The 22,357-nt window shown below is 47.1% G+C and carries 24 protein-coding genes; 20 read left to right on the top strand and 4 right to left on the bottom strand.

Annotation, left to right across the window (positions count from 1 at the left end; translation table 11 throughout):
- Positions 1-45: 45 nt before the first annotated feature.
- The 18 genes from H0G69_RS06890 (at position 46) to H0G69_RS06805 (ending at position 15,598) form a co-directional block, all read left to right on the top strand.
- On the top strand, positions 46-1,125 hold the full coding sequence (locus H0G69_RS06890) for a M24 family metallopeptidase (protein WP_180304526.1): 1,080 nt from the start codon (positions 46-48) through the stop codon (positions 1,123-1,125).
- A gap of 1 nt (position 1,126) precedes the next feature.
- Positions 1,127-1,807: a 2'-5' RNA ligase family protein gene (locus H0G69_RS06885; protein WP_180304525.1), complete on the top strand. Its 681-nt coding sequence runs from the start codon at positions 1,127-1,129 to the stop codon at positions 1,805-1,807.
- Between the two features lie 76 nt (positions 1,808-1,883).
- Positions 1,884-2,321 (top strand): Asp23/Gls24 family envelope stress response protein, encoded by a 438-nt coding sequence (locus tag H0G69_RS06880; protein WP_006499577.1) that lies wholly within the window; start codon positions 1,884-1,886, stop codon positions 2,319-2,321.
- Entirely contained in the window at positions 2,321-2,728 is a 408-nt protein-coding gene (gene nusB, locus H0G69_RS06875; RefSeq protein WP_006499578.1) for a transcription antitermination factor NusB, read from the top strand. The genes H0G69_RS06880 and nusB overlap by 1 nt, the downstream gene beginning before the upstream one ends.
- A gap of 105 nt (positions 2,729-2,833) precedes the next feature.
- A complete protein-coding gene (locus H0G69_RS06870; protein ID WP_006499579.1) occupies positions 2,834-3,697 on the top strand; it encodes a bifunctional methylenetetrahydrofolate dehydrogenase/methenyltetrahydrofolate cyclohydrolase in 864 nt (287 codons plus the stop codon).
- A complete protein-coding gene (gene xseA / locus H0G69_RS06865) occupies positions 3,690-5,057 on the top strand; it encodes an exodeoxyribonuclease VII large subunit (RefSeq protein WP_180304524.1) in 1,368 nt (455 codons plus the stop codon). Before H0G69_RS06870 ends, xseA begins: the two co-directional genes overlap by 8 nt.
- A gap of 3 nt (positions 5,058-5,060) precedes the next feature.
- Positions 5,061-5,375: an exodeoxyribonuclease VII small subunit gene (locus tag H0G69_RS06860; protein WP_006499581.1), complete on the top strand. Its 315-nt coding sequence runs from the start codon at positions 5,061-5,063 to the stop codon at positions 5,373-5,375.
- Between the two features lie 27 nt (positions 5,376-5,402).
- Positions 5,403-6,278 (top strand): polyprenyl synthetase family protein, encoded by an 876-nt coding sequence (locus tag H0G69_RS06855; RefSeq protein WP_180304523.1) that lies wholly within the window; start codon positions 5,403-5,405, stop codon positions 6,276-6,278.
- Positions 6,279-6,290: 12 nt separating this feature from the next.
- Positions 6,291-7,112, top strand: coding sequence for a TlyA family RNA methyltransferase (locus tag H0G69_RS06850; protein ID WP_033935204.1), 822 nt, complete (start codon positions 6,291-6,293; stop codon positions 7,110-7,112).
- 17 nt (positions 7,113-7,129) lie between these two features.
- Entirely contained in the window at positions 7,130-7,579 is a 450-nt protein-coding gene (locus tag H0G69_RS06845) for an arginine repressor (RefSeq protein ID WP_006499584.1), read from the top strand.
- A 15-nt stretch (positions 7,580-7,594) separates the two neighbouring features.
- The gene (gene recN, locus H0G69_RS06840; RefSeq protein ID WP_180304522.1) at positions 7,595-9,274 is read left to right on the top strand and encodes a DNA repair protein RecN; all 1,680 of its coding nucleotides are present in this window, start codon (positions 7,595-7,597) and stop codon (positions 9,272-9,274) included.
- A gap of 734 nt (positions 9,275-10,008) precedes the next feature.
- Positions 10,009-10,353 (top strand): PadR family transcriptional regulator, encoded by a 345-nt coding sequence (locus H0G69_RS06835; protein ID WP_180304521.1) that lies wholly within the window; start codon positions 10,009-10,011, stop codon positions 10,351-10,353.
- Positions 10,343-10,948 (top strand): DUF1700 domain-containing protein, encoded by a 606-nt coding sequence (locus H0G69_RS06830; RefSeq protein ID WP_180304520.1) that lies wholly within the window; start codon positions 10,343-10,345, stop codon positions 10,946-10,948. The genes H0G69_RS06835 and H0G69_RS06830 overlap by 11 nt, the downstream gene beginning before the upstream one ends.
- Entirely contained in the window at positions 10,945-11,916 is a 972-nt protein-coding gene (locus H0G69_RS06825; protein WP_180304519.1) for a DUF4097 family beta strand repeat-containing protein, read from the top strand. Before H0G69_RS06830 ends, H0G69_RS06825 begins: the two co-directional genes overlap by 4 nt.
- A 10-nt stretch (positions 11,917-11,926) precedes the next feature.
- On the top strand, positions 11,927-12,163 hold the full coding sequence (locus tag H0G69_RS06820) for a PspC domain-containing protein (protein ID WP_006499589.1): 237 nt from the start codon (positions 11,927-11,929) through the stop codon (positions 12,161-12,163).
- Positions 12,164-12,512: 349 nt separating this feature from the next.
- Positions 12,513-13,943 carry an amino acid permease gene (locus tag H0G69_RS06815; protein WP_006499590.1) on the top strand — a complete coding sequence of 477 codons (1,431 nt, stop codon included), beginning with the start codon at positions 12,513-12,515 and terminating at the stop codon, positions 13,941-13,943.
- Position 13,944: 1 nt separating this feature from the next.
- Positions 13,945-14,373, top strand: a complete 429-nt coding sequence (locus H0G69_RS06810) for a universal stress protein (RefSeq protein WP_006499591.1) — start codon at positions 13,945-13,947, stop codon at positions 14,371-14,373.
- 40 nt (positions 14,374-14,413) lie between these two features.
- On the top strand, positions 14,414-15,598 hold the full coding sequence (locus H0G69_RS06805) for an aminotransferase class I/II-fold pyridoxal phosphate-dependent enzyme (protein WP_048345345.1): 1,185 nt from the start codon (positions 14,414-14,416) through the stop codon (positions 15,596-15,598).
- A gap of 162 nt (positions 15,599-15,760) precedes the next feature.
- Here the strand turns inward: H0G69_RS06805 and H0G69_RS06800 are convergent, their stop codons facing one another.
- From H0G69_RS06800 to H0G69_RS06785, 4 genes are all read right to left on the bottom strand, one after another.
- A complete protein-coding gene (locus H0G69_RS06800; protein ID WP_180304518.1) occupies positions 15,761-16,063 on the bottom strand; it encodes a hypothetical protein in 303 nt (100 codons plus the stop codon).
- Between the two features lie 376 nt (positions 16,064-16,439).
- Complete coding sequence (locus H0G69_RS06795; RefSeq protein WP_180304517.1) at positions 16,440-19,853, bottom strand: MMPL/RND family transporter; 3,414 nt, start codon at positions 19,851-19,853, stop codon at positions 16,440-16,442.
- A gap of 63 nt (positions 19,854-19,916) precedes the next feature.
- Positions 19,917-20,477, bottom strand: a complete 561-nt coding sequence (locus tag H0G69_RS06790) for a TetR/AcrR family transcriptional regulator (protein ID WP_074504609.1) — start codon at positions 20,475-20,477, stop codon at positions 19,917-19,919.
- Between the two features lie 162 nt (positions 20,478-20,639).
- The gene (locus H0G69_RS06785; protein ID WP_074504608.1) at positions 20,640-20,972 is read right to left on the bottom strand and encodes a hypothetical protein; all 333 of its coding nucleotides are present in this window, start codon (positions 20,970-20,972) and stop codon (positions 20,640-20,642) included.
- A gap of 419 nt (positions 20,973-21,391) precedes the next feature.
- Between H0G69_RS06785 and gmk the strand changes: the two genes are divergently transcribed.
- Positions 21,392-22,012: a guanylate kinase gene (gene gmk, locus H0G69_RS06780; RefSeq protein ID WP_006499602.1), complete on the top strand. Its 621-nt coding sequence runs from the start codon at positions 21,392-21,394 to the stop codon at positions 22,010-22,012.
- Positions 22,009-22,302, top strand: coding sequence for a DNA-directed RNA polymerase subunit omega (gene rpoZ, locus H0G69_RS06775; protein ID WP_006499603.1), 294 nt, complete (start codon positions 22,009-22,011; stop codon positions 22,300-22,302). The genes gmk and rpoZ overlap by 4 nt, the downstream gene beginning before the upstream one ends.
- Positions 22,303-22,357: the final 55 nt, after the last annotated feature.

The raw sequence follows: 22,357 nt of genomic DNA, 5'->3' as shown, positions 1-22,357 counted from the left end.
CTTAAAATAATGATTGATAAAGATGAAAAAGAAAGGTTGTTGAATATGGCTTCACGAATTGAACGACTGCGGAAAAGATTTGATGCTTTATATATTGACGCGTTTATGGTTACCAATGAGGCAAATATTTTCTATCTTACCGGCTTTGACTTGATGCAGGGGGATGGCGAGCTTTTGATTACCAAGGATGCCGCCATTTTGATTACCGATGATCGCTATGCTACTGAGCTGCAGGAATTTGACAGCGATGAGGTCGTGGCTACGATCACGCGGGACTACTGGGGAGCTTTAAATCAGATCTGTCAGGGCATGCAGATTGAGGTCATTGGGTTTGAAAATACGATTGACTACCGAATCTATGATGTCTTAGATGAAATCATGACTGCCGACATCGTACCTTTTGATGGGCTGATTGAGTCGATGCGGGCAATCAAGGACCCCGATGAGATTGAAAAGATCCGCTTGGCTGCCCGGCTGCAGTCAGCTGGCTATGAATACGTCTTGAGTTTTATTAAACCAGGAATGACCGAAAGACAGGTTGCCAACCGGCTTGATTTGTGGATGAAGGAGCATGGTGCCGAGTCCGCCTCGTTTCCGACCATCTGTGCCAGTGGTGCCAACGCTGCCATGCCGCACGCAACAGCCGGCGATAAGGAAATTGAAGAAGGCGATATCGTTACGCTGGACTTTGGCTACTTTGTTGAAGGTTATACGGCGGACATGACGCGGACGTTTGGAATTGGCGATATTGATCCAGAGCTAAAGGACGTCTATAAAATCGTCAATGAAGCTCGCCAGGCTGTGATTGAAGCTGCCAGGGTCGGAATCCACGGTGATCAGTTGGATGCTGCCGGCCGCCAGATCATTGAAACTGCTGGCTATGGCGATGAGTTCAATCATGGCATGGGTCACGGCATTGGCTTGAGCGTTCATGAACTGCCAAGCAGCTATGGTCCCAATGCCAGCGATGTGATCGTACAAAACAACCAGGTCATTACCGTGGAGCCGGGGATCTATATTCCAGAAATCGGCGGGGTGCGCATTGAAGACGATATTTTGGTAACGCATGGCGGAGTTGAAGTGCTGACGACGGCGCCAACCGAGCTGGAAATCGTTAAATGTTAAGATGAAAAAAGAGCTAGACAGTTTATATAAGTCAATTGATCAAAAAGGCAACGCAGCCATCTTAAAAAATCAGTTTGCCGATCCGTATTTATGTCAAGTTAAGGCAGATTCGCGACGTGGCTTGACGCTGCTTGCTCGGCTGCCGGTTCATGTCGGCAGAAACATCGGCTATGCTCAGCAGAAACTGCGAATCACCAATCCCAATCTCTACTGTTATCCATTGGCGGATCTGCATCTGACCGTTTTGGATCTGATTAGGGCACGGGCTGATTTTTCGCTGGCACCGGCTGACTTAGCGGCCTATCAAAACAGTATCAAAGAACTGCTGGCAAGTTGCCGCCCGTTTTCAGTCACGCTGCAAGGCTTGATTGCCAGTCCCAGCGGTATTTTGGCAACGGGATATTATTCTGATGAGCTGTTTGAGCTGCGGGAGGCGCTGCGCTTAAAGCTGGCTAAAGAATTACCGCTTGCTGAGCGTTATCAGACAGCATCCGGTCATGTTACGATTGCCCGTTTTAAAGCGCCACTGAACGATTCTAACGGGCTACTTTTTGACTTGGCCAAGATGGATCAACTGCGATTTGGCAGCTTTGTCGTCAAGCAGGTAGACTTGGTAATTCACGATTGGTACAATCATGATGTAAAAGTAATTGACGAATTTGCACTGACCGCGCTAAGCTAGCATGGTTGCCAATTTTGGCGGAATAGTGCATAATTAAAAGGATGTCTTAATGACGAAAAAACTGGAGGGCTGACAAATGGCAGAAGATTCCAACATTATCTTAAACAGCGAAGATCAATCGTTGGGTACGATTCAAATCGCTCCACGTGTCTTAGAAATCATTGCAGGGATTGCCGCTGGTCAAATTGAGGGCGTTTCACGCATGCATGGCTCGATTGCCAACAGCGTCAGTGAATTACTGGGGCGTTCTGACCATCGTCGCGGCGTTAAGCTTTCCAACAGTGATGACGAACTGTCGATTGACGTTGACGTTTACTTGGAATATGGCGTTTCCGTTCCTAAGGTTGCTGCTGAGATTCAAGATAAAATCAAGCAGCAGGTTACGCTGATGACTGATCTGAGCGTTAAGGAAGTCAACGTTCACGTACAGGGCGTGATTACGGAAAAAGAAGAGCAACAGGTTGACCCCAATGATATTTTTGGGGAACACGAAAACAAAGATGGTGAAGAATAGTGGAAATTAGTCGTCATGCGATCCGTGAATGCGCCTTTCAAACGCTTTTTGCATTGGCTTCGGATCCGGAAATCGATCGCGAGGCAATCTACGCAGAACGCTTGGGGCTCAAGCCGGATGAAGAGGTGCCGGCCTACTTGCCAGAGCTGGTCAATGGCGTCTTGGCTCACCAAGATGAACTGGACGCTCAGATCGAATCCAAGCTGGCTCCAGGCTGGACCTTATCACGCTTGGCTCGCCCTGATCTGGTGATTCTGCGCCTGGCATTGTACGAGCTGGAATACACGCAGGTACCAAATGCCGTGGCTATTAACGAAGCCTTACGCTTGGCACACGACTTCAGCGATGAAAAGTCGTACCGCTTTATCAATGGTGTTTTAGGCAGCATTGAAAGCGAACAAAATTAATCAAAAAACTCATCTCCAAAGCGGGGATGAGTTTTTTTGTTGCGGCTTTAATGCTAGAATATAAACATATGCAATTTTTATGCAGTCTGATAAGGAGAGATTTTAGTGGCAACATTGATCGACGGTCGGGCATTGGCTAAAGAAGTCAACGCCCACACTAAGCAGCGTATTGAGAAGCTAAAGGAAAAAGGCGTTACGCCGGGGATTGCAACGATTTTGGTTGGTGATGATCCAGCCAGCCAGATCTACACGCGCAGCAAGGAAAAAAAGGCGCACAGTCTGGGGATGAAGTCGGTACGAGAACAATTGCCGGCCTCAACCACGCAAGCTGAACTGGTACAGGCGGTTGAGCACTTAAACAGCGATCCATCGATTCACGCAATCCTGGTACAAGAGCCGCTGCCTAATCATCTTGACGACACGGCAATCGTTAATCTGATTGATCCGCTCAAAGACGTTGATGGTTTTCATCCCATCAATGTCGGTAAGCTCTATAACAACGTTCAAGGCAATTATCCAGTTGCCTGCACGCCACGGGGAATTATGACGATGCTGCGCCATTACCACGTTCCATTGGCCAGCCAGGACGTTGTGATCGTTGGCCGCAGCACGCTGGTCAGTCGGCCGCTGCAGGCGCTGCTGATCAATGAGGATGCCACGGTAACGATTACCGGACGGCGCACTAAGGATTTAGCTAAGCGAACGCGTGAAGCCGATATTCTGGTCGTAGCAGCCGGCGTGCCTAATTTGATCAAGGCCGATGCCGTTAAGCCGGGAGCCACGGTGATCGATGTCGGCATCAATCGGCTGGATGACGGGACGATCGTTGGCGACGTTGACTTTGAATCAGTCAAAGAGGTCGCGGGAATGATTACGCCCGTTCCAGGTGGGGTTGGTCCAATGACGATTGCCTCTTTAATGGAACAAACGGTTGATCTGGCAGAATGGAGCGCGGAAATTAATGGATAAAAAGGATTGCCTGACGGTTAATCAACTGACTCGCTATATCAAACGCAAATTTGATTTTGATCCTTATCTGCAAAAAAATCTTTGGATCGTTGGCAAGCTGACCAACTTTAAGCAAAGAGCACGCCATCAGTATTTTTCGCTTAAAGATGATGACGCGCCCGAAGATCAGCAGGCCGTAATCGATGCCGTCATGTTTAGCAGCGACTGGGAAAAAGTCGACTTCACACCGGAAAACGGCATGGAGGTTATCTTGGGCGGCAAGGTGACGGTCTATGAAAGAAACGGCCGCTATCAGTTTTATGTCAATCGGATGCTGCCGGTTGGCGTCAGTGCAGCCCAGCTGGCATTTCAAGAAACCTATAAAAAACTGAAGGCCAGTGGGGTATTTTCGCATGCGCAAAATCCGCGGCCGCTGAATCGGTTTCCTAAGCGGATTGCGATTGTAACCAGCAATGATGGGGCCGTTAAGCATGATATGATTACGCGGATTCGCAACAACAATCCCTTGGCTCAAGTGGTTTTTTATCCAGCGCAGGTACAAGGCGAGCGGGCTGCTGAGGATCTGGCCCGCCAGATACAGCGCGCTGGCATCAATGGCACGTTTGATACGCTGATCGTGGCGCGGGGTGGTGGCTCAGAAGAAGATCTGATGCCGTTCAACTCAGAAATCGTGGCGCGAGCAGTAGCGGCCAGCCCGATTCCCGTAATCTCAGGGGTTGGTCATGAAACTGATACGACCATCTGTGATCTGGCGGCTGATTATCGGGCTCAGGTACCGGGACTGGCAGCGGAAATGGCGACCCAGCTGCATTTGCTGGACATTCTGACTGAACTGCAGCGGGCCCGTACGCAGATGGCTAATACGATTCAGAACCAACTGCAGCAGGCCCAGCAGCAGCTGCAGGTCTTGACCAGCAGCTATGTATTTTCTCAGCCTGCTCGTCTGTATGAAGGCGAACAGCAGCATGTTGACCAGCTGACTGAAAAGCTGCAGCAGTCCATGCAGTGGCGCCTTTCGCAAACCAGTCACGCCTGGCAGCGCTTGTTGGATTCGCTTTTATTGAATGCGCCAGCCAATCGACTGCAGCAGAATCGACAACAGCTCACACAACTGCAGCAGGCAATGGTTCATGCCATGGATAAGCAGCTGCTGTCGGCAGGCGACCGCTTCAAGAATCTGCTCAGTCAGCTGGATTCACTGAGTCCGCTGAAAGTGATGGCGCGCGGCTACAGCTATGTGACCAAAGAAGATAATAAAGTCGTTGCCAGCACCAGTCAGCTGCAGCCTGATGAGCAAGTGGCGCTGCATTTTAGTGATGGCACGGCTGAAGCAGTAATCAAAAAAATCAATAAGAGGTAAAAAATGGCAAAACAACCTAGCTTTGAAGAACAGATGAGTCAGCTGCAGCAAATCGTCAACGAGCTGCAGCAGGGCAATCTGTCTTTGGAAGAATCATTGAATGAATTCAAAACCGGTATGGAATTGGCAAACGGTCTGCAAAAACAGCTGCAAAACGCGGAGGCCACGGTTGCCCATCTGATGAAAGACGATGGCAAGGAAGTCGAGGATCCAACCGACAGCCGCAGCGATGATGGCTCAGGACACCAGGGATACCGTTCACAGTTTAGCGGCCAGGGATTTGAAGACGGTCAGGACGATAACGTTGATCTTTTCTAATTTGCGATTAATGAAAGGAATGAGCAAATGGTCAGCACGATAACGGAACTTAAAACACGGATCGATGCCTATCTGGACCAGGCTCTGCCAATGGACATCGACCAGCCGACTTTAAAAGAATCAATGTGCTACTCGGTTGAAGCGGGCGGCAAACGCTTACGGCCGGCACTGACATTGGCAACGATTGAGATGTTGGGCAAAAAGATCGACCAGAATGCGCTGCGGGCTGCCTGTGCCTTAGAGCTGCTGCACACCTACTCGCTGATTCATGATGATCTGCCAGCAATGGACAATGATGATCTGCGGCGGGGCGAGCCAACCAATCACGTCAAGTTTGGCGCAGGGATGGCGACGCTGGCTGGTGACGGCTTGCTGACGCTGGCTTTTCAATGGCTGACGGACAATCAGCTGCCAGTTGACGTTCAGGTGAATCTAACGCTGGCTTTGGCTAAGGCGGCCGGTCCCAGCGGTATGGTTGCTGGACAGGCACGCGATATCGAGGGCGAGGGTCAGCATCTGAAGCTAACCGAGCTGCAGTATCTGCATCGCCAAAAAACGGGAGCACTGCTCAAATACGCGGTTCAGGCAGGTGGCATCATCACTGAGCAGCCGGTTACAGTCATTGACCTTTTAGGAACGTTTGGCGCGCAGTTTGGCTTAGCTTTTCAGATCTATGACGACATCATGGACGTGGTAGCCACGCCAGCACAGATGGGCAAGGCAACTCAAAAAGACGCCGCTGAGCAAAAAAACACTTATCCAGGACTGTTGGGACTTGATGGTGCTAAAGAACAGCTGCAAAAAGCCCTTGTTCAGGCAAAAAATGCTCAACAGCAGCTGGCAGAACTGACAGGACGATCAATGGCTGGTTTTGATCAATTTTTGGCATACTTTAAACTATAGGACGAGATTATGATTGAAAAAGAACGCGTTGATATTTTACTAGTCAAGCAGGGCCTGTTCGATTCCAGAGAACAAGCCAAGCGTGCCGTAATGGCTGGCGAGATCCTAGGCAAGAACAATGAGCGCCTTGATAAGCCAGGGCAAAAGATTCCCGTTACGACAACGCTGCACATGAAGGGCAAGAAGATGCCGTACGTCAGCCGAGGTGGTCTGAAACTGGCCAAGGCACTCAAGGTATTTGACATCTCGGTTAAAGACAAAGTGGTACTGGATATTGGCAGCTCGACCGGTGGCTTTACCGACGTGATGCTGCAAAACGGCGCCAAGCTCAGCTATGCCTTAGATGTTGGTACCAATCAACTGGTTTGGCAGCTGCGGGACGATCCGCGCGTCGTGGTAATGGAGCAGACCAACTTCCGCTACAGCAAGCTGGCTGATTTTACGCATGGTCAGCCGGAGTTTGCCTCGATTGACGTATCGTTTATTTCTTTGAGTCTGATTCTGCCGCCACTGGCCCAGATTCTGAAAATGGGCGGCTCGGTCGTGGCCCTGATCAAGCCGCAGTTTGAAGCCGGCAAGGAACACGTTGGCAAGCATGGCATCGTTCGTGATCGTAAGGTGCATGAAGAAGTGCTGCAGCATGTTCTGGGCTTTGCGACCGCTGATCATTTTGATGTTTTAGGACTGGATTTCTCGCCGATTAAAGGTGGTCAGGGGAATATTGAATTTTTGGCGCACCTGCAGCTGGTTGATCGGGAGGGCCGCATCGCACCAGAAGTTGACATTGACCAGACGATCAGCGCGGCTTATGCAGAACTGAACAAGCAGGATTAGTTTTGGAGGTTTTGTCAATGAAAAAATCAGAACGTCAGCGACACATTCAAGAAATTATTTCCAATCAATACGTCGAACGTCAAGAAGATCTGGTCAAGCTACTGGCCAAATCCGGCATTCGCGTCACGCAGGCTACGATTTCACGCGACATCAAGGATATGCAGCTGCTCAAGGTGCCAAGCGTAGGCGGCGGCTATCACTACAGCCTGCCAGCCCGGCGTCAGGACAATAAAGAAGAACGGCTGGCAAACGTGATGGGTAATGAGCTGCAGGAAATGAAGCGCAGCGATCGTTTCGTATCCTTATCAATGCGGCCAGGCAACGGCCCGGTAGCCGCCATGCTGATCAATCAGATGAAATATCCCACGGTGTTTACCGCGATTGGCGATGACGCTACGGTTTTGATCGTCTGTCACTCTGCCGGGGCCGCCGTTGAATTTGAACGCACGCTGCAGGCACTGCGCTAGACTGGGTGATCAGCTATGCTACAGGAACTGACAATTGATAATTTAGCGATTATCGAGCATTTAACGCTGGATTTTAGCGATCAGATGACGGTTTTGACTGGTGAGACCGGGGCCGGCAAGTCCATTATTATCGATGCGGTGGGTTTATTGGCTGGCAATCGCGGCTCACAGGAGTTTATTCGGCATGGCGAAGAAAAGCTTCATCTGCAGGGCCAGTTCACATTACCGGATGATCAGCGCGTTTTTGCATTACTGGATGATCTGGGAATTGAACGTGATGATGGCACGCTGATTATTTCGCGTGAGATTCATCGCAATGGCCGCAACGTGATCCGGGTCAATGGCGCGCTGATCAATACTGCCACGCTGCGTAGAATCGGTGCTCATCTGGTTGATATTCAAGGGCAAAACGATCATCAGCAGCTGATGCAGCCAGAAAACCATCTGCACATGCTCGATCAGTTTGCTGCCGACCAGGTTAAGCCGCTGTTGTCTAAATATCAAGAGGCCTATCAGCGCTATGCCAAATTGAAGGCAACGCTAAGCCGCAAGCAGGCTGACTCGCAGCAGTGGGCCCAGCGTCTGGACATGCTGCGCTACCAGGTTAAAGAAATCAGTGCTGCCGATCTGCACGCCAATGAAGAAGATGAGCTGACCAGCGAGCGCGACCGCTTAGAGCATTTTCAACAGATCAACAATGCGCTGCAACTGGTCGTCGGGGTTTTAAATGAAGACGAGGCACCGGTTTTGGATCAGGTTGCCCAGGCAATGAATGAGGTTCAAGAAATCGCACCGTTTGACTCAGCCTATGATGAGTTGAGCAAGTCGCTCGGGGATGCCTACTATTCGCTTCAGGATGCTGCCAATGCCGCCAGTCGTCAATTAGACATGCTCGAATTTGATGACGGTCGTCTGGAACAGATCAATGAGCGGCTGACCATTATTGGTGATTTGGAACGTAAGTATGGCGATACGGTTGAAGACGTCTTGGCATACTATGAAAAGATTCATAAGGAACTGTCGACGATGGAGCAGACCGCTGATTCAGATGATGAGCTTAAGCAGCAGCTGGCCACGGTGACTGGTGAGCTGCAAAAACTGGGCGGTGAATTGAGCCAGGTTCGTCAAAAAGCCGCTCATCAGCTCAATGGCCAGGTTCATCAGCAGCTAAAAGAACTCTATATGGACAAAGCCGTTTTTGAGGTTAAGTTTCATCAAAATGAGTCGATGACCTTTTATCCGGATGGGGTTGACAATGTTGAGTTCTATATTCAAACCAACCCTGGCGAAAGCATGGGGCCATTGGTAAAGATTGCCTCTGGCGGGGAGCTTTCGCGGGTCATGCTGGCCTTAAAGACGATTTTTGCGCAGCATGAGGGCGTTACCTCAATTATTTTTGACGAGGTTGATACGGGGGTCAGCGGTCGCGTTGCCCAGGCCATTGCCGATAAGATCAAGCTGATTGCCCAGCACTCACAGGTTTTGTGCATTACGCATCTGCCGCAGGTTGCCGCCGTTGCTCAGCATCATTTTCTGATTCAAAAAACCGTGCAGAACAACCGTACGACGACGCACGTTACGATTCTGCATCCCGAAGAACGAATTAATGAATTGGCTCGGATGATCTCAGGTGAAGAAATTACCAAGCTGAGTCGCGAGCATGCTAAAGAATTATTGCAGATGGCGCATTCATAATCCACGCTAGGTTTAGCATTTGCGGGTGCGTCACGTTAAGCTGCTAGGTGCTTTACATCCGTGAACGTGCAGAAGTTGGATTGAAATATATGGATGTGATTAGCCAGCTGCTGCCGCTAAGATTACGGAATTTTCGGTTAAGAACAGATCAAAGAAACTTTATCAAATTTGATTGATGAAGATCAAAATGGGACGCCTTGTCAAGTGACAGGAGTCCCATTTTTTATTGGCTTGCTATCCAATCAGTGTAAAAACTGCTTAAAATCAAGCTTTGATCATTGAATTAACTTGTTGGTCAAAGAAGCAAACGATGAATATCGAAATTGAATTACGATTATCGAGTCAGTCATCGGATAGTCGCAAAAGCTGTAAGCAAGCATCTTGTTGAAATCAGGTCGGTTATTAGATTTTGGCAGTATCGATCATTAAGCAGAGATGTTTGAGTACATCGCAATGTTTATGGAGCGATTTGATTTTCAGCTGACCGTGAAGCTTAGTTCTATTGGCGGTGAACCAGAAGAAAACGGTGGCTATTATAGACGGAAAATGGTAATCACGTGCTATCCTTTCTTGCTGAATGATTCTTAGAATATTGGTGAACTAAACGATAAAAGATCAAGTGTTATCGGAAAAGTTAGGAATCAACTGATTAAAATTCAGCGGTATCTATTTGCCTCGATATATTATATACGATATAATATTATAAAATAAAACTGAAAGAGGCGAAACGAGAGATGAAAATTCAAGTTTCAGCTGATCTTTTGGATGGATTGGTGCTGGCGCTGCTTGAACGCAAAGATTACTACGGCTACGCGCTGACTCAAGACATGCAAAAAGCGATTACGATTTCAGAATCCACTCTTTATCCGGTATTGCGCCGGCTAAAAAGAGATCAGTTCGTTGAAACGTATGATCAGCCATATCATGGACGCAATCGCCGCTATTATCGCATTACGTCTGCTGGTGAATCACATCTGGCACGCGTTAAGCAGGTATGGAAAGACTATAAGGAAAGCCTCGATTCGATTTTTGAAGCCAGCAAATATCCTGTAAAGGAGAATCAGACACATGACTTCTGAAACTGCAAAGTACATGCAGATGTTAAGACGTTACCTTCGCAAGCTGCCAGATGATGAGATTGATGACATCGTTGAATTCTACAGTGAGTATTTGGCAGATGCCGGCATTGATACCAAAGCAGAAATTGAACAGGAACTAGGAACGCCGCGTCAGCTTGCATTAAAGATACTTGCTGATCATTCCATCAAAGAAGAGGCTGAAGATCAGCGGGTTGTCTCAAAAACCAAGATTAAGACGACATGGCTGATCATTCTTGCGCTGTTGGCCACTCCGGCAACCTTGATTATCGGCTTGATTCTGCTGAGCGTGCTGATTGCCATCTTTGCAGTCGTCTTTAGTGGCGTGGTGGTAGTTATATCGCTTGCCGGGGGTGGCATCTTCTTAACGGCGGCGGCTATCTTTACCGGTCTGAGTCTTTTGTTTACCAACCTGGGGACAGGACTTTTCTACCTAGGGATTGGCTTGCTCGGATTAGGACTGTTGCTAGTCGTGATTCCCCTCGTCTGGGGCTGTTCTGTCTGGATCGTTAAGGCATGCACGCGTCTCGTTCAGCACGTCTACTACAGGTACATCAAAAAGGAGGCGGCAAAATGAAAAAGACCATTGTAGGCGGCCTGGTCATCACGGTGATTGGCGCTGTTGTGCTGGCGTTTGGCATTGGAATGCATGGTCAGCGAGCAGTAATCTTTGACGGCTTGACTCCGCATGTAGTATCAAAAGCCAAGACAACACGGACCCAGACCTATGCCAAAGCTGAGCGGATTAAGGCAGACGTAAGCGATATGAATGTTGTTGTCAAATCGGGCAAGACCTTTTCTGTTAAGTATGCCGGTGAAAAGATCAATCAGCCAACCATTCAAAAGAAAAGCGGTACGGTGATCATCAATTCTAAGAGTCATAAGCATGGCTTTAGCTTTAATGGCTTCAGTTTTTCTTCAACTGGCTTTTATCATGGCGCGGCAAATGACAAGCTGACGATTACGGTACCAGAGAACGTAAATCTCAAGCATTTGGCGCTGCGGGCTAGTGATGGCAAGGTCATTCAAGAACCAGCTGCCAAGATGAAAATCGAAAAATATGATTTACGGGTAAACGATGCCAGTCAAGTCAGCTTGAGCAATCTGGAAATTGAGCAGGCCGACTTCCAACTCAACGATACGGATACTTTTTTTAATGGCGTAACGATCAACAATGGCCAGCTGCACCTTAACGACAATGATCTTGCCGTTAACGATTCTGCTTTAACCAAGATGCTGATTCAGACGGCTGATTCAGATATTACGATGAATTCCGTTGCCTTGGATGGCGGCAGTCTCAGTACCCAGGATGGCGACGTTCATTTTAACGCCATCACGATTGCCAATGGCTACTCGATTACAGCCAAGGATGGCGACGTGGAAGCACTGAACACTAAAGCGGATGGCTACTCGACTTCGGTCAGCGACGGCGACAATCGCTTATTCAATCAGTCCAATGACAATGGCGGTACGCTTACTCAAAACGATGCCGCGCCAAATCGCCTGCAGGTCACTGCTTCCGATGGTGACGTGACGATTAGATAGGGGGATCATTATGAAAAAGCTGACGAAATCAAACGATCGGATTATTGCCGGTGTTTGTGGCGGAATTGCAGAGTATTTTGGCTTTGACGCAACGATCGTACGACTGGTGACTGCCGCCCTGGCTCTTTTCACCGCGATTGTGCCATCAGTCATTCTTTACCTGATTGCGGCAATGATTATTCCAGACGCATCGCCAAAGAAACCTGAAGATGATGGTCCAGTTTTCTACGAGTCAGATAAAAAATAATAACTAAAAATGCCCGGTGATTGTCAGCGGAAATAAGCTGATGATGGCAGGGTATTTTTGATTGAATCGATTAGGTAAAATTCAATTATGAAATTTGAAAAAGGCGGTCTATTTGAATAGATCGCCTTTTAATCATCATTCAATGTAATTTTTTGACAACGCTTTCTTTTGTGAAACGTGATCATACGAAGACTTTATTAAAAAAATTCAAACTAGCGGGAAGCTTAACGTTATTCACCATAAAACGGCTCCAGTCCAAAGATTGATACATTTTTGGCCGATCATCTTTACTCTTAGATTAAAAGTAAATAAACTTTGTATTAACTTTTGATTAGAAGGGAGCCTGCTTATGACATCTTTACTACGCAAAAAAGATATCAATGCCTTGATTAGTCACGCATCGCCATTAAAGCGAACGCTGCGTACCTGGGATCTGACTTTCCTGGGAATTGGTGCCATCATCGGTACGGGGATTTTTGTTTTAACTGGGAAAGGGGCCCTTACTGCAGGACCAGCCCTTTCCATTTCATTTTTGATCGCGGCACTTTGCTGTGGCTTTGCTGGCCTTTGTTATGCTGAATTTGCATCAATGGCACCAATTGCTGGTTCGGCCTACACTTATTCTTACATTGCATTTGGTGAAATCATCGCTTTTATTATTGGCTGGGATCTGATCCTGGAATACGCGCTTAGTGCTGCAACGGTGGCCGTTGGGTGGTCGGGTTATTTTGTCAACCTGCTTGATAATTTTGGGATTCATATTCCAACGGCCCTAACAACCGCGGCTGGGACTACGCCTGGTGTTACTAGTTACTTCAACTTACCGGCTTTCTTGGTCGTTTTGATCATTACCTGGGTCATCTCGATGGGAATCACGCAAACTAAGCGGGTCAACGATACAATGGTAATTGTCAAATTGCTGGTCATTATTCTCTTTATTGCCTGCACGGTTTGGTTCATCAAGCCGCAAAACTGGCATCCTTTCAGCCCATATGGATGGTATTCGCATCATAATGGTACGGCGACCGGAATTATTCCGGGGGCTTCGATCGTCTTCTTCTCGTTTATCGGTTTTGATTCGGTCTCATCCAGTGCCGAAGAAACGATCAATCCTAGCAAGACTTTACCGCGTGGGATTCTGCTCTCGCTGATTATCTCAACGATTCTGTACTTCTGCATGACGCTTACGATGACTGGCGTCGTTCGCTACCCAGTTTTCCGGAAATATATCAATGCGCCGGTGCTGGCGGTTTTGGCGAAGACTGGTCAAAGCTGGCTGTCGATTATCGTGTCGATTGGTGCTATTCTTGGGATGACCACCGTTATTCTGGTTCAGCTGTATGGACAGTCAAGAATCAGCTATTCAATGTCACGGGATGGCCTTTTTCCGAAGTTCTTCGGTCAAGTTGATGAAAAACACCAAACGCCTTTTAAAGGGACTTGGTTTTTCGGCATCATTACTTCGCTTGGAGCCGGCTTGATCAACTTAAACATTCTATCTGAATTGGTTAACATTGGGACACTGACTGCCTTCATCCTGGTTTCGGCGGGAATCTTGATCATGCGCTATACGCAGCCCGATCTGCATCGTGGTTTTAAAGCGCCGGGCGTTCCGTTTACCCCGATCATTTCGATTATTTTCTGCTTAACGCTGGTGGCAGGACTTAACTGGGAAACCTGGGTTCGATTCTTTGTCTGGCTGGCTCTTGGAATGGCGCTTTACTTTGGCTATGGTCGGCGACATTCGCATTTAAATCCAAACTACAAAGGAGCTGATTAACATGGCCTACAAAAATATTTTAGTCGGGATTGATGGTTCTAAACGTGCTGAACGAGCTTTTGAAACAGCGGTTGATCTGGCCAAGGTTTTTTCGGCCAAGCTGTACTTGGTCTGGGTAGTCAATCGTGACCGCGGGATGGATTCATCATTTGGAGTCAATGAGGATTTCTACCAGGATTTTGCCAAACGTACCAAAAAACAGCTGCAGATCTATTTGAAAAAAGCACAGGATAAAGGAGCAGATGCCAGTGCCACGGTGATTATCGGCAGCATTAAAACCGTGCTTGCCTATGATTTTCCTGATCAGCATGATATTGATCTGATTGTCCTTGGCAGTACCGGGATCAATGCCGTTGAAAAAATGCTGCAGGGGTCGCATACCGATTATGTCGTTCGTCATGCCAAGGCCGATGTGCTGGTAGTCAAGTAGATAGATTTTTTATCGACACGTCATTAAGGAGGAAGTTTCCATGAGTAAAATTGCATCACTGGTTCCAGAAAGTTTAAAGTCATCCAAGCCATCACTGATTCGAGTGCTTAACAATAAATACGGCAGTGATCCAGAAGTCGTTAATCTGACAGTTGGCGAGCCGGATTTTAAAACGGCCGATCATGTTAAGCTGGCGGCAATCAAAAGTATTCTTGACGATCATACGCACTATCCGCACAACTGGGGGACACTAGGTCTGCGTAAGGCAATCAGCGAATATCTGGCAGACGACTTGGACCTTCACTATGATCCAGAAGGCGAAATCTTCGTTACAGAAGGTGCCAGTGGAGCCATCAGTACGATTATTGCCGGTTTATGTCAGCCAGGTGACGTCGTATTGATCCCTTGCCCTGCCTACACGCTTTATCGAATCAATGCCGAGCTGCGTGATGCCAAAGCGGTTGAACTGGAAACTGCCGAGCCTGACTTTAAGGTGACGCCGGAATTATTGAAAAAGGCGTTGGACAAATATGGTGAAAAGGTAAAGGTGCTGGTTCTCAACTATCCAGTCAATCCAACTGGTGTCACCTATACTCCTGATGAGGTCCGGGCACTGGCTGATCTCCTCAAGGACTACAACGTTGCCATTTTGGATGATGAGATCTATGCCGACCTGCTTTATGAAGGTGAGCATCTGCCAATGGCTAAGCTGCTGCCAGACCAGACCCTTTATGTCAGTGGGGTGTCTAAAAATGCCGCAATGACTGGCTGGCGGGTTGGTTATATCTGCGGACCGCGTGATGTTTTAGGAGCACTGGCCAAGGTACATCAAGCCGCAATCTCGACCAATGCCACGATGAACATGGATGCCGCTGAAGAAGCCCTCCGTCATGGCAAGGCTGATACTGCTCAAATGAAAGCAGAATATGATCGGCGGCGGCAGTTCTTAATGACCGCTATGGATAAGATTGGTTTCCAATACACTAAGCCAATGGGGGCCTTTTATCTGTGGGTCAAGATTCCAGACAGCTTTGATGGCGATTCGATGGCCTATGCAGAGCACCTGGCAGAAAAAGCTAAAGTAGCCATTGTTCCGGCAGCGGCCTTCACCAAGCTTCCCGTGCGCTACTTTAGAATCTCATATGCGGCTTCAATGGAAAAACTTAAGCGGGCAGTTGATGGACTGGCCAAAGTTTTTGCAGAAGACGGTTCATTCTACAACTAGTGATGCTGAATTACCGGCAGTTAAGCCAGGAATGTCGGCAGCTGAATAACAAAACAATTGGACAAAAGCAAAAACAGGCTCGAGAAATTTTCTCAAGCCTGTTTTTATATATATAAATTAGTATGATAAGAAATGTCGATATATTTATGATATTGATTGTGTTTAAAGAATTTGGCGCCAGTTCTCCCCATAACGTCTTCTCAGTTCTCTTTCGGCTGAGCCGCTAAGCATTAGATCATTGGATTGAGTTGCCCAATATACGAGATCTTCTTTTGTGGCATTATGAGTTTTTTCGAAGTTATTGCTGACCTTTTTATCGAGGTCTGTATCTACCTTAAATGCCCAGTAAATGATAGATACGATCCCTAAACCAATCGCTCCTAGCATATGACCCCACTTAATGCCTTTTTTAGCGTGAAGATACCAACAAATACCTAATACAATTATAAGAATAATAAGAAACATAATAGCTCTCCCCTAAGATCTATTGCTTGATAAAAAACAATTGCTAATTAATATTATTAAGTTAAATAACATTATATATATCTATATATGGTCAATGCTTTAATTTTATTAACTGATAAATACATATAATTTGGCTTTCTAATGTTGCTAAAAAAGACTGCTTTTTCTTCACAAAGTCAGCAATCTTGAAACCGTTGAATCAATCATCAGTTGGTCGCCGAAGAAATGCAATGAACAAACGATTCTGAAGTCGGCACCAATCAATATCAGGGTTGTGTCAACTGCCAACGATTAAGAAGCGGTGGTGGAATGCATAGTATTTGAAGATATAAGAAAAGAGCCCGCCAGTCAGCGAGCTCTTTTGATTTAGACTTGATTAATCTTTGCGCTTGTTTTGATTATCCTTGACGTGATTACGGATTGGATAGCTCAAGTAGATCGTGCTGGTCATGACGATTGGCAAGATGATTACCAAGATGATCAGACCAACGATTACCGTCATCGCAACTTCAATCAGTGTTGGAATGCCAGATGGAATCAAAGCAGCAAACGTACCACTCAAGATGATAGCGGCACTGATAACGACGGTCCCGATGATTGCGCAGGCATAGTAGATTCGCTCGCCTGGCAGGTACTTGTTCTCGTCGATTTCACGATAACGCGTCATCAAGAAGATACTGTAGTCAACCCCTAAGGCAATCAGCATAATGAAGCTAAAGAATGGTGTATTCCAAGCCAGCATGCTGCGGTGCATGAAGATGCCGACCAGCCAGTGGTTGATTGACAGTGAGGAAATGTAGGCCAACAACAGCGAACCCAGAATGTAGACTGGCTGCAGCAGTGAATGCGTGATCAGCATCAGCGCAATGCCAATCCCGATCAGCATGATGGCTGCGGTCCGGACAAAGTCGCCGCTGGCCGTGTTCTTAATGTCGTTGATCCGTGAAGACTGACCGCCCATGGCAACCGTGGCATTGCTAAGGGCAGTGCCTTTCAATGACTTACGAGCCATGTTGGAGATGTTTTCGGCATCTTTTGTGGCTTTTTCATCACTAGGGTTGGTGTCAAAGACAATCGTAATCTTGGTGATCTTACGGTTGGATGACATGTAGTTGTCGATTGCTGGCTTAAAGGTCTTGCTGTGCAGAACTGACTTAGGAATGTAGAAGGTTTCAGCAGCGGCCGACTTCTGCAGACCCGTCAGATAGCTTTGACCCTCGCCAAGTCCAGAGTTCAGCTGGTTTAGGCCGTTGGTGATCTGTGGTGAGCTTTGCGCCAGCTTGTTGATGCCGGTGTTAAGCTGCAGACTGCCGGCACTAAGCTGTCCCATCCCGGCACTTAACTGTTGACTGCCAGAGTAGGCAGAGTTGATGCCGTTGCTTAACTGTGGCGATGCGGCTGCCAGCTTGTTGATGCCAGTGTTAAGCTGACCCAGAGCATTGGTGCCTTGACCAAGTGCGCTTTGAATCTGGTTGAGGCCGCTGGTTAACTGCTGCAGGGCTGAAACGGCACCAGGCAGAGCAACATTAGAGGCTTGAGCCAATTGAGCAACCTGGGCCTTCAGCGTTGCGACCTGCGTATTAAGGTTCTGCAGACTGGAAGCCGAACCGGCAACGTTTTGTAGATTGATTCTAATTTGTTGATCGGCATCGCCAGCTTTCTGCAGGTTTTGGGCTACGCTTTGCAGCTGATTGGCCAGCGCGCTGGTTTGACTGTTGGTCTGAGAAGCAATCTGGCTTTGAATGCCGCTAAGAATCTGCTGCATAGCTCCTTCCATCACGGCCTTTTGCTGATCATTCAGGTTGGCTTGACTTTCAGCAGCCTTAAACTGAGTCATGACAGAATCAAGACTGGCTGAGCTGGAAGAACCGGCAGATCCTTGAATGCTCTTTAAGGTATTGCCTGCCTGTTCCAGCTGACTGCCAATGATTTGAGCCTGACTGGCAACGTTTTGCAGGTTGGATTGAATGCCAGTCGTGTCAATCGAGGTACCAGCACTCTGCAGGGCACTGTTCAGCTGTTGGATTCCGTTATTGATCTGTGGCAGACCGCTTTCCAGCTGTTGAAGCTGTGAGGCATTGGCACCGGTCAATTGGGAACTGAGCTGCTGACTCATCTGGTTCATGCCGTTGACCAGCTGCTGACTACCGGCACTAAGCTGGTTTAAGCCGCTGGTCATTTGATTGCCGCCAGAACTGAGCTGTGCCAGACCAGAAGTCAGTCGGTTGGCACCAGTAGCCGCGGAATTGATCCCGCTGTTCAGCTGGTTGGTACCAGTTGCGGCGGAGTTAAGGCCATTTGTCATCTGTTGACTGCCGGCGCTTAGTTTGCCAAGCCCGTTGCGAGCCGTTGAAACGCCGTTGTTAACCGTCTTCATCTGACTGTTGACGTAAAGCTTCTTGATCTTAGAACCAGATGGCTGAGTAACGGAAGCCACGGTCTTAACGCCTTTAGTATGCTTGATCTGTTCCGTCAACTGGTCGATCAGCTTTAAGTCTTTTTCATTGTCCAGCGTGTGGTTGGACTTGATATAAAGCGTGGCGGGCTCAGCCGTTCCTTTGGAGAAGTGCTTCTGAACGATCAGGAACCCTTGCTTGGATGGCGTTGAGTCAGCGATTTCGGCCGTGTCGTCATAATTCAGCTTGTTTTGATAAGTGAAGTAGAATGGTGACAGAGCAGCCAGAACCAAGACCAGCGCAATGATTGGATGGGCCAGGGAATGCTTGGAAAGAAAACGCCAGAACGGACTTTCCGATTCACCGTTGAAGGTCTTAACCGGCCAGAACATGGTCTTACCCATCGTGGTCATAAAGAACATGTTCAGCGTCAGCAAGACAATCAGCAAAACGGCAACCCCAACGGCAACCCCAGCTGCGGATTTGTAAACTGAGAAACGGGCCAGACCCAGTGCTGAGAAACCGATCAAGATAGAAGAACCTGACATCAGGATCGTCTTGCCGGCATTCCACTGGGCGTTTTTGGCCGCCTCGAACTTATCCATGCCGTTTCCTAGATTAGCCTTGAAACGGTCATAAAGCAGAATGTTGTAGTCGGTACCGATCCCAAACAAAACGATCACCATAAAGACTTGGGTAAAGTTACTGAATGGGAAATTAAAGTTCTTAACCAGGTTGGTAACGATTGAAAAGGCGGTAATGAACGAAACCCCAACCGTCAGCAGCGAGATCAATGGAACGATCGGTGACCGGAAGACCAGTACCAAGACGATGAAGATAAAGATAACCGAGATGACCTCAGTCTTCTTGATTCCTTCTTGGATGGCTCCCGAAAAGTCGTCCTGCAAGATGTCGGCGCCAGTAATATAGGTTCTGATGCCATCCGTTTTAACGGCTTTAGTAAGCTGCTTGTTGATATTGGAAACTGATTTCTTTTTAGAAACGTTTAACTGAACTAATTCGGTAGTCTTGTCTTTTGAGATCAGGTTCTTCTTGGTAGCCGAGTTTTCATATGGGGTCAACATACTCTTGATGCCCAGTTCGGATTTGTGACGCTTCAGATAGCGAATCGTCTGGTTAACGTTTTTTTGATCCGATTTGGACATTGCACCGTCTTGATTGTTAAAAACGGCGACAACCTGATAGGTATTGTTTTGATGATGTCCCCAATGATTGCCAATCGTGCTGGCAACCTCACTTTGAACGTTGGCAGGCAGTGAGATTGTCGAGTGCTCACGCGTTAATTGATTGACGTTAGGCAGCATGAAGATCGAGATCACAACAATGAGAATCCACGCGATCAAGGATCCAACGTGGTTTTTAATAAATCGCATCTCAAAATTTCTCCTTACCTATTTATATAAAAAATAATGCACCAAAATTGCGGCTTGCATGTCCTAGGCTTTTTCAACGGGGTCAATCAGTCGAAAAAGCATTTGATGGTAGTTGACAGTCGCAACATTTTCATCTTCAGCTTGGTAGAGTGGTGTCGTTTCAAGAAAAATATAGCCTAAAACCGCACCAATCAAGACATGTGAAGAAATCAGCCGGTTACCATCTACATCAACGACTTGATCGACCAGCTTGATCATTCGCTTGATTTCTTGATACATTGCCGAGTCGGTTGAAAAACGCTGGGCATGGTACAGGATCGCTGATAAAGAAGCATGGGCCAGTAAAAAATCACGAACGATATCCGCGAATTTTAAATAGGCCTTGGAACCGGAAAGACCGATAATGCCATCAACGACCTGCTGATACATTTGCTGCATCAATCGAGCACCAGTCAGCGATACCATTTCTTCACGGTTGGCGACATAGTTGTAAAGCGATTGTGAGCGAATGTCGAGTGCTTTAGCCAGATTGGGCATGGTTAAAGCTTCAAGCCCTTGTTCATCGGCTAATTTTTCAGCAGTAGCAAGTACCTTTTCCCGATCAAGGGTTCGTCGCTTGGTCATGAAATCCCTCCTTTACTTTTTTAACCAGAATAATATAACATTACTAAATGTAGATAACAATCTACACTCTGTAGTTTATTTGAGCGAGACGTTCTATTATAAGATATATGTCGTAAATTATTCCATGGCGGCATAAAAAAGACCTGCAACATTTGGCAAGTCTTAGGATAAAGGATGGGCAATGTAGCGTAATTGATCGAAATCAAAGAAGTAGGAAAGATTTTTTGATTGAACCAAATAGCGATCCTGACCAAGCGATTTTAAATAGCCGCGTACCTCAACCGGCTGGCCCGCAGCAGTTTTAGGCATCAGCTGCAGATAGACCAGCAGCTGATCAGCCAATGCTTTTTGGATAAACATTTTCCTTTGAAAAGCGGGCTGGGGATTCAATAAATCTGGAATAGGAGCGAACTCAATCGGCTCAAACAAATGGTGCAGACTTTGGGAGATAATTTTGGTACTACGATTAATAATTGACTGCCGCTGATTTTGCATGATCATTCCTCCGAACACTCGTTTGTGACTATAGTATACGAACAAGCGTTCAAAAATGCAAGCAATAATTTTAATACAGCTTTTTATTTATTGAGATGAACGGGCCGAATGCCGGTAAATAAGGAATTGGTCACCTTAGTTAATGTTGAGATGACCATTGCTGAAACGAGATGATCGACAGCCATATTAATAAAAAAATCGCCGTAAGCATGGTCAGAAAAGATCATTTCATCATCAGGTGATATTTTTGCAAGGGCAGCGGATGTTTTCAAGCTGTGATTCAAGTAAGAGCAAAATCAGAATCCAGCTGCTGATTAGGCGGATCTTGAAATTTCCATTGAATTATGACCGAATTTATTGCAGAATATGGTATTATTAAACATTAAAAGAGCTATGAGAAAAGAAGGTATGGAAGCAATATGAGCAAGCGAGGAATGCTGATTGTTTTGTCTGGTCCATCAGGCGTAGGTAAAGGAACGGTTAGAAAAGCGCTGTTTAGTCAGCCTGGCAATGATTTTCAATACTCGGTCTCAATGACGACGCGGCAGCCCCGGCCCGGCGAAGTCAACGGCAAGGACTATTTCTTTGTTTCAAAAGAAGAGTTTGAGCAGCACATTCGCGAAGGACAGATGCTGGAATATGCCAAGTATGTTGACAACTATTACGGCACTCCTTTAAAATATATAAATGATACGCTAGACGAAGGTAAAGATGTCTTCTTGGAAATTGAAGTCAATGGTGCCATGCAGGTTCGCTCAAAATGTCCTGATGGCGTCTTCATCTTTCTTACGCCGCCGGATCTGATGGAGCTGCGCCAACGCTTGATCCATCGTGGTACCGACAGCATGGAAGTCATCAACAAACGAATCCACAAAGCTTTCGGCGAGATTCAAATGATGCAGAACTACGACTATGCCGTGGTTAATGATCAAGTTGACAATGCAGTCACTAAGATCAAAGACATTATTCGTTCCGAACGCTTGCGGGTACCTCGCGTAATGCCGGATTACCTTGAAATGTTAGGAGATTCAGAAAAATGATTCTTTTTCCATCAGTCGATGAATTGCTCAAGCGCGTTGACTCTCGCTACTCTCTGATTATGCTGGCAAGCAAGCGGGCTCACGAAATCGATAAGTACCGTGCTGACAAATGGCGTGCCGAAAACGCTGATCAGTCAAAGGACAATTACGCAGCCGAAGCATTGGCACAAGATCATCCATTGCTGCTGGATCATTACTACTCAACCAAGTCAGTCGGGATGGCGCTGGAAGAAATCGAAGCCGGCAAGGTAACGATTGATACTGATCATACGGAAGACTTGCAAGACTAGTTGCAGCTGCCAAAGAGCGACACCAGACAAAAGTTTTGGTGCTGCTCTTTTTATT

This window comes from Limosilactobacillus mucosae (assembly GCF_013423865.1).
Lineage (GTDB): Bacteria > Bacillota > Bacilli > Lactobacillales > Lactobacillaceae > Limosilactobacillus > Limosilactobacillus mucosae.
Note: the sequence above shows the minus strand (reverse complement) of the source record. Positions and strands in the feature narration are given on the sequence as shown.

Bases quoted from the DNA above. Each gene is read 5' to 3' on its own strand.
- H0G69_RS06890 (WP_180304526.1), top strand. From the start codon at position 46: ATGGCTTCACGAATTGAACGACTGCGGAAAAGATTTGATGCTTTATAT.
- H0G69_RS06885 (WP_180304525.1), top strand. From the start codon at position 1,127: ATGAAAAAAGAGCTAGACAGTTTATATAAGTCAATTGATCAAAAAGGC.
- H0G69_RS06880 (WP_006499577.1), top strand. From the start codon at position 1,884: ATGGCAGAAGATTCCAACATTATCTTAAACAGCGAAGATCAATCGTTG.
- xseA (WP_180304524.1), top strand. From the start codon at position 3,690: ATGGATAAAAAGGATTGCCTGACGGTTAATCAACTGACTCGCTATATC.
- H0G69_RS06860 (WP_006499581.1), top strand. From the start codon at position 5,061: ATGGCAAAACAACCTAGCTTTGAAGAACAGATGAGTCAGCTGCAGCAA.
- H0G69_RS06855 (WP_180304523.1), top strand. From the start codon at position 5,403: ATGGTCAGCACGATAACGGAACTTAAAACACGGATCGATGCCTATCTG.
- H0G69_RS06845 (WP_006499584.1), top strand. From the start codon at position 7,130: ATGAAAAAATCAGAACGTCAGCGACACATTCAAGAAATTATTTCCAAT.
- recN (WP_180304522.1), top strand. From the start codon at position 7,595: ATGCTACAGGAACTGACAATTGATAATTTAGCGATTATCGAGCATTTA.
- H0G69_RS06835 (WP_180304521.1), top strand. From the start codon at position 10,009: ATGAAAATTCAAGTTTCAGCTGATCTTTTGGATGGATTGGTGCTGGCG.
- H0G69_RS06830 (WP_180304520.1), top strand. From the start codon at position 10,343: ATGACTTCTGAAACTGCAAAGTACATGCAGATGTTAAGACGTTACCTT.
- H0G69_RS06825 (WP_180304519.1), top strand. From the start codon at position 10,945: ATGAAAAAGACCATTGTAGGCGGCCTGGTCATCACGGTGATTGGCGCT.
- H0G69_RS06820 (WP_006499589.1), top strand. From the start codon at position 11,927: ATGAAAAAGCTGACGAAATCAAACGATCGGATTATTGCCGGTGTTTGT.
- H0G69_RS06815 (WP_006499590.1), top strand. From the start codon at position 12,513: ATGACATCTTTACTACGCAAAAAAGATATCAATGCCTTGATTAGTCAC.
- H0G69_RS06810 (WP_006499591.1), top strand. From the start codon at position 13,945: ATGGCCTACAAAAATATTTTAGTCGGGATTGATGGTTCTAAACGTGCT.
- H0G69_RS06805 (WP_048345345.1), top strand. From the start codon at position 14,414: ATGAGTAAAATTGCATCACTGGTTCCAGAAAGTTTAAAGTCATCCAAG.
- H0G69_RS06800 (WP_180304518.1), bottom strand. From the start codon at position 16,063: ATGTTTCTTATTATTCTTATAATTGTATTAGGTATTTGTTGGTATCTT.
- H0G69_RS06795 (WP_180304517.1), bottom strand. From the start codon at position 19,853: ATGCGATTTATTAAAAACCACGTTGGATCCTTGATCGCGTGGATTCTC.
- H0G69_RS06790 (WP_074504609.1), bottom strand. From the start codon at position 20,477: ATGACCAAGCGACGAACCCTTGATCGGGAAAAGGTACTTGCTACTGCT.
- H0G69_RS06785 (WP_074504608.1), bottom strand. From the start codon at position 20,972: ATGCAAAATCAGCGGCAGTCAATTATTAATCGTAGTACCAAAATTATC.
- gmk (WP_006499602.1), top strand. From the start codon at position 21,392: ATGAGCAAGCGAGGAATGCTGATTGTTTTGTCTGGTCCATCAGGCGTA.
- rpoZ (WP_006499603.1), top strand. From the start codon at position 22,009: ATGATTCTTTTTCCATCAGTCGATGAATTGCTCAAGCGCGTTGACTCT.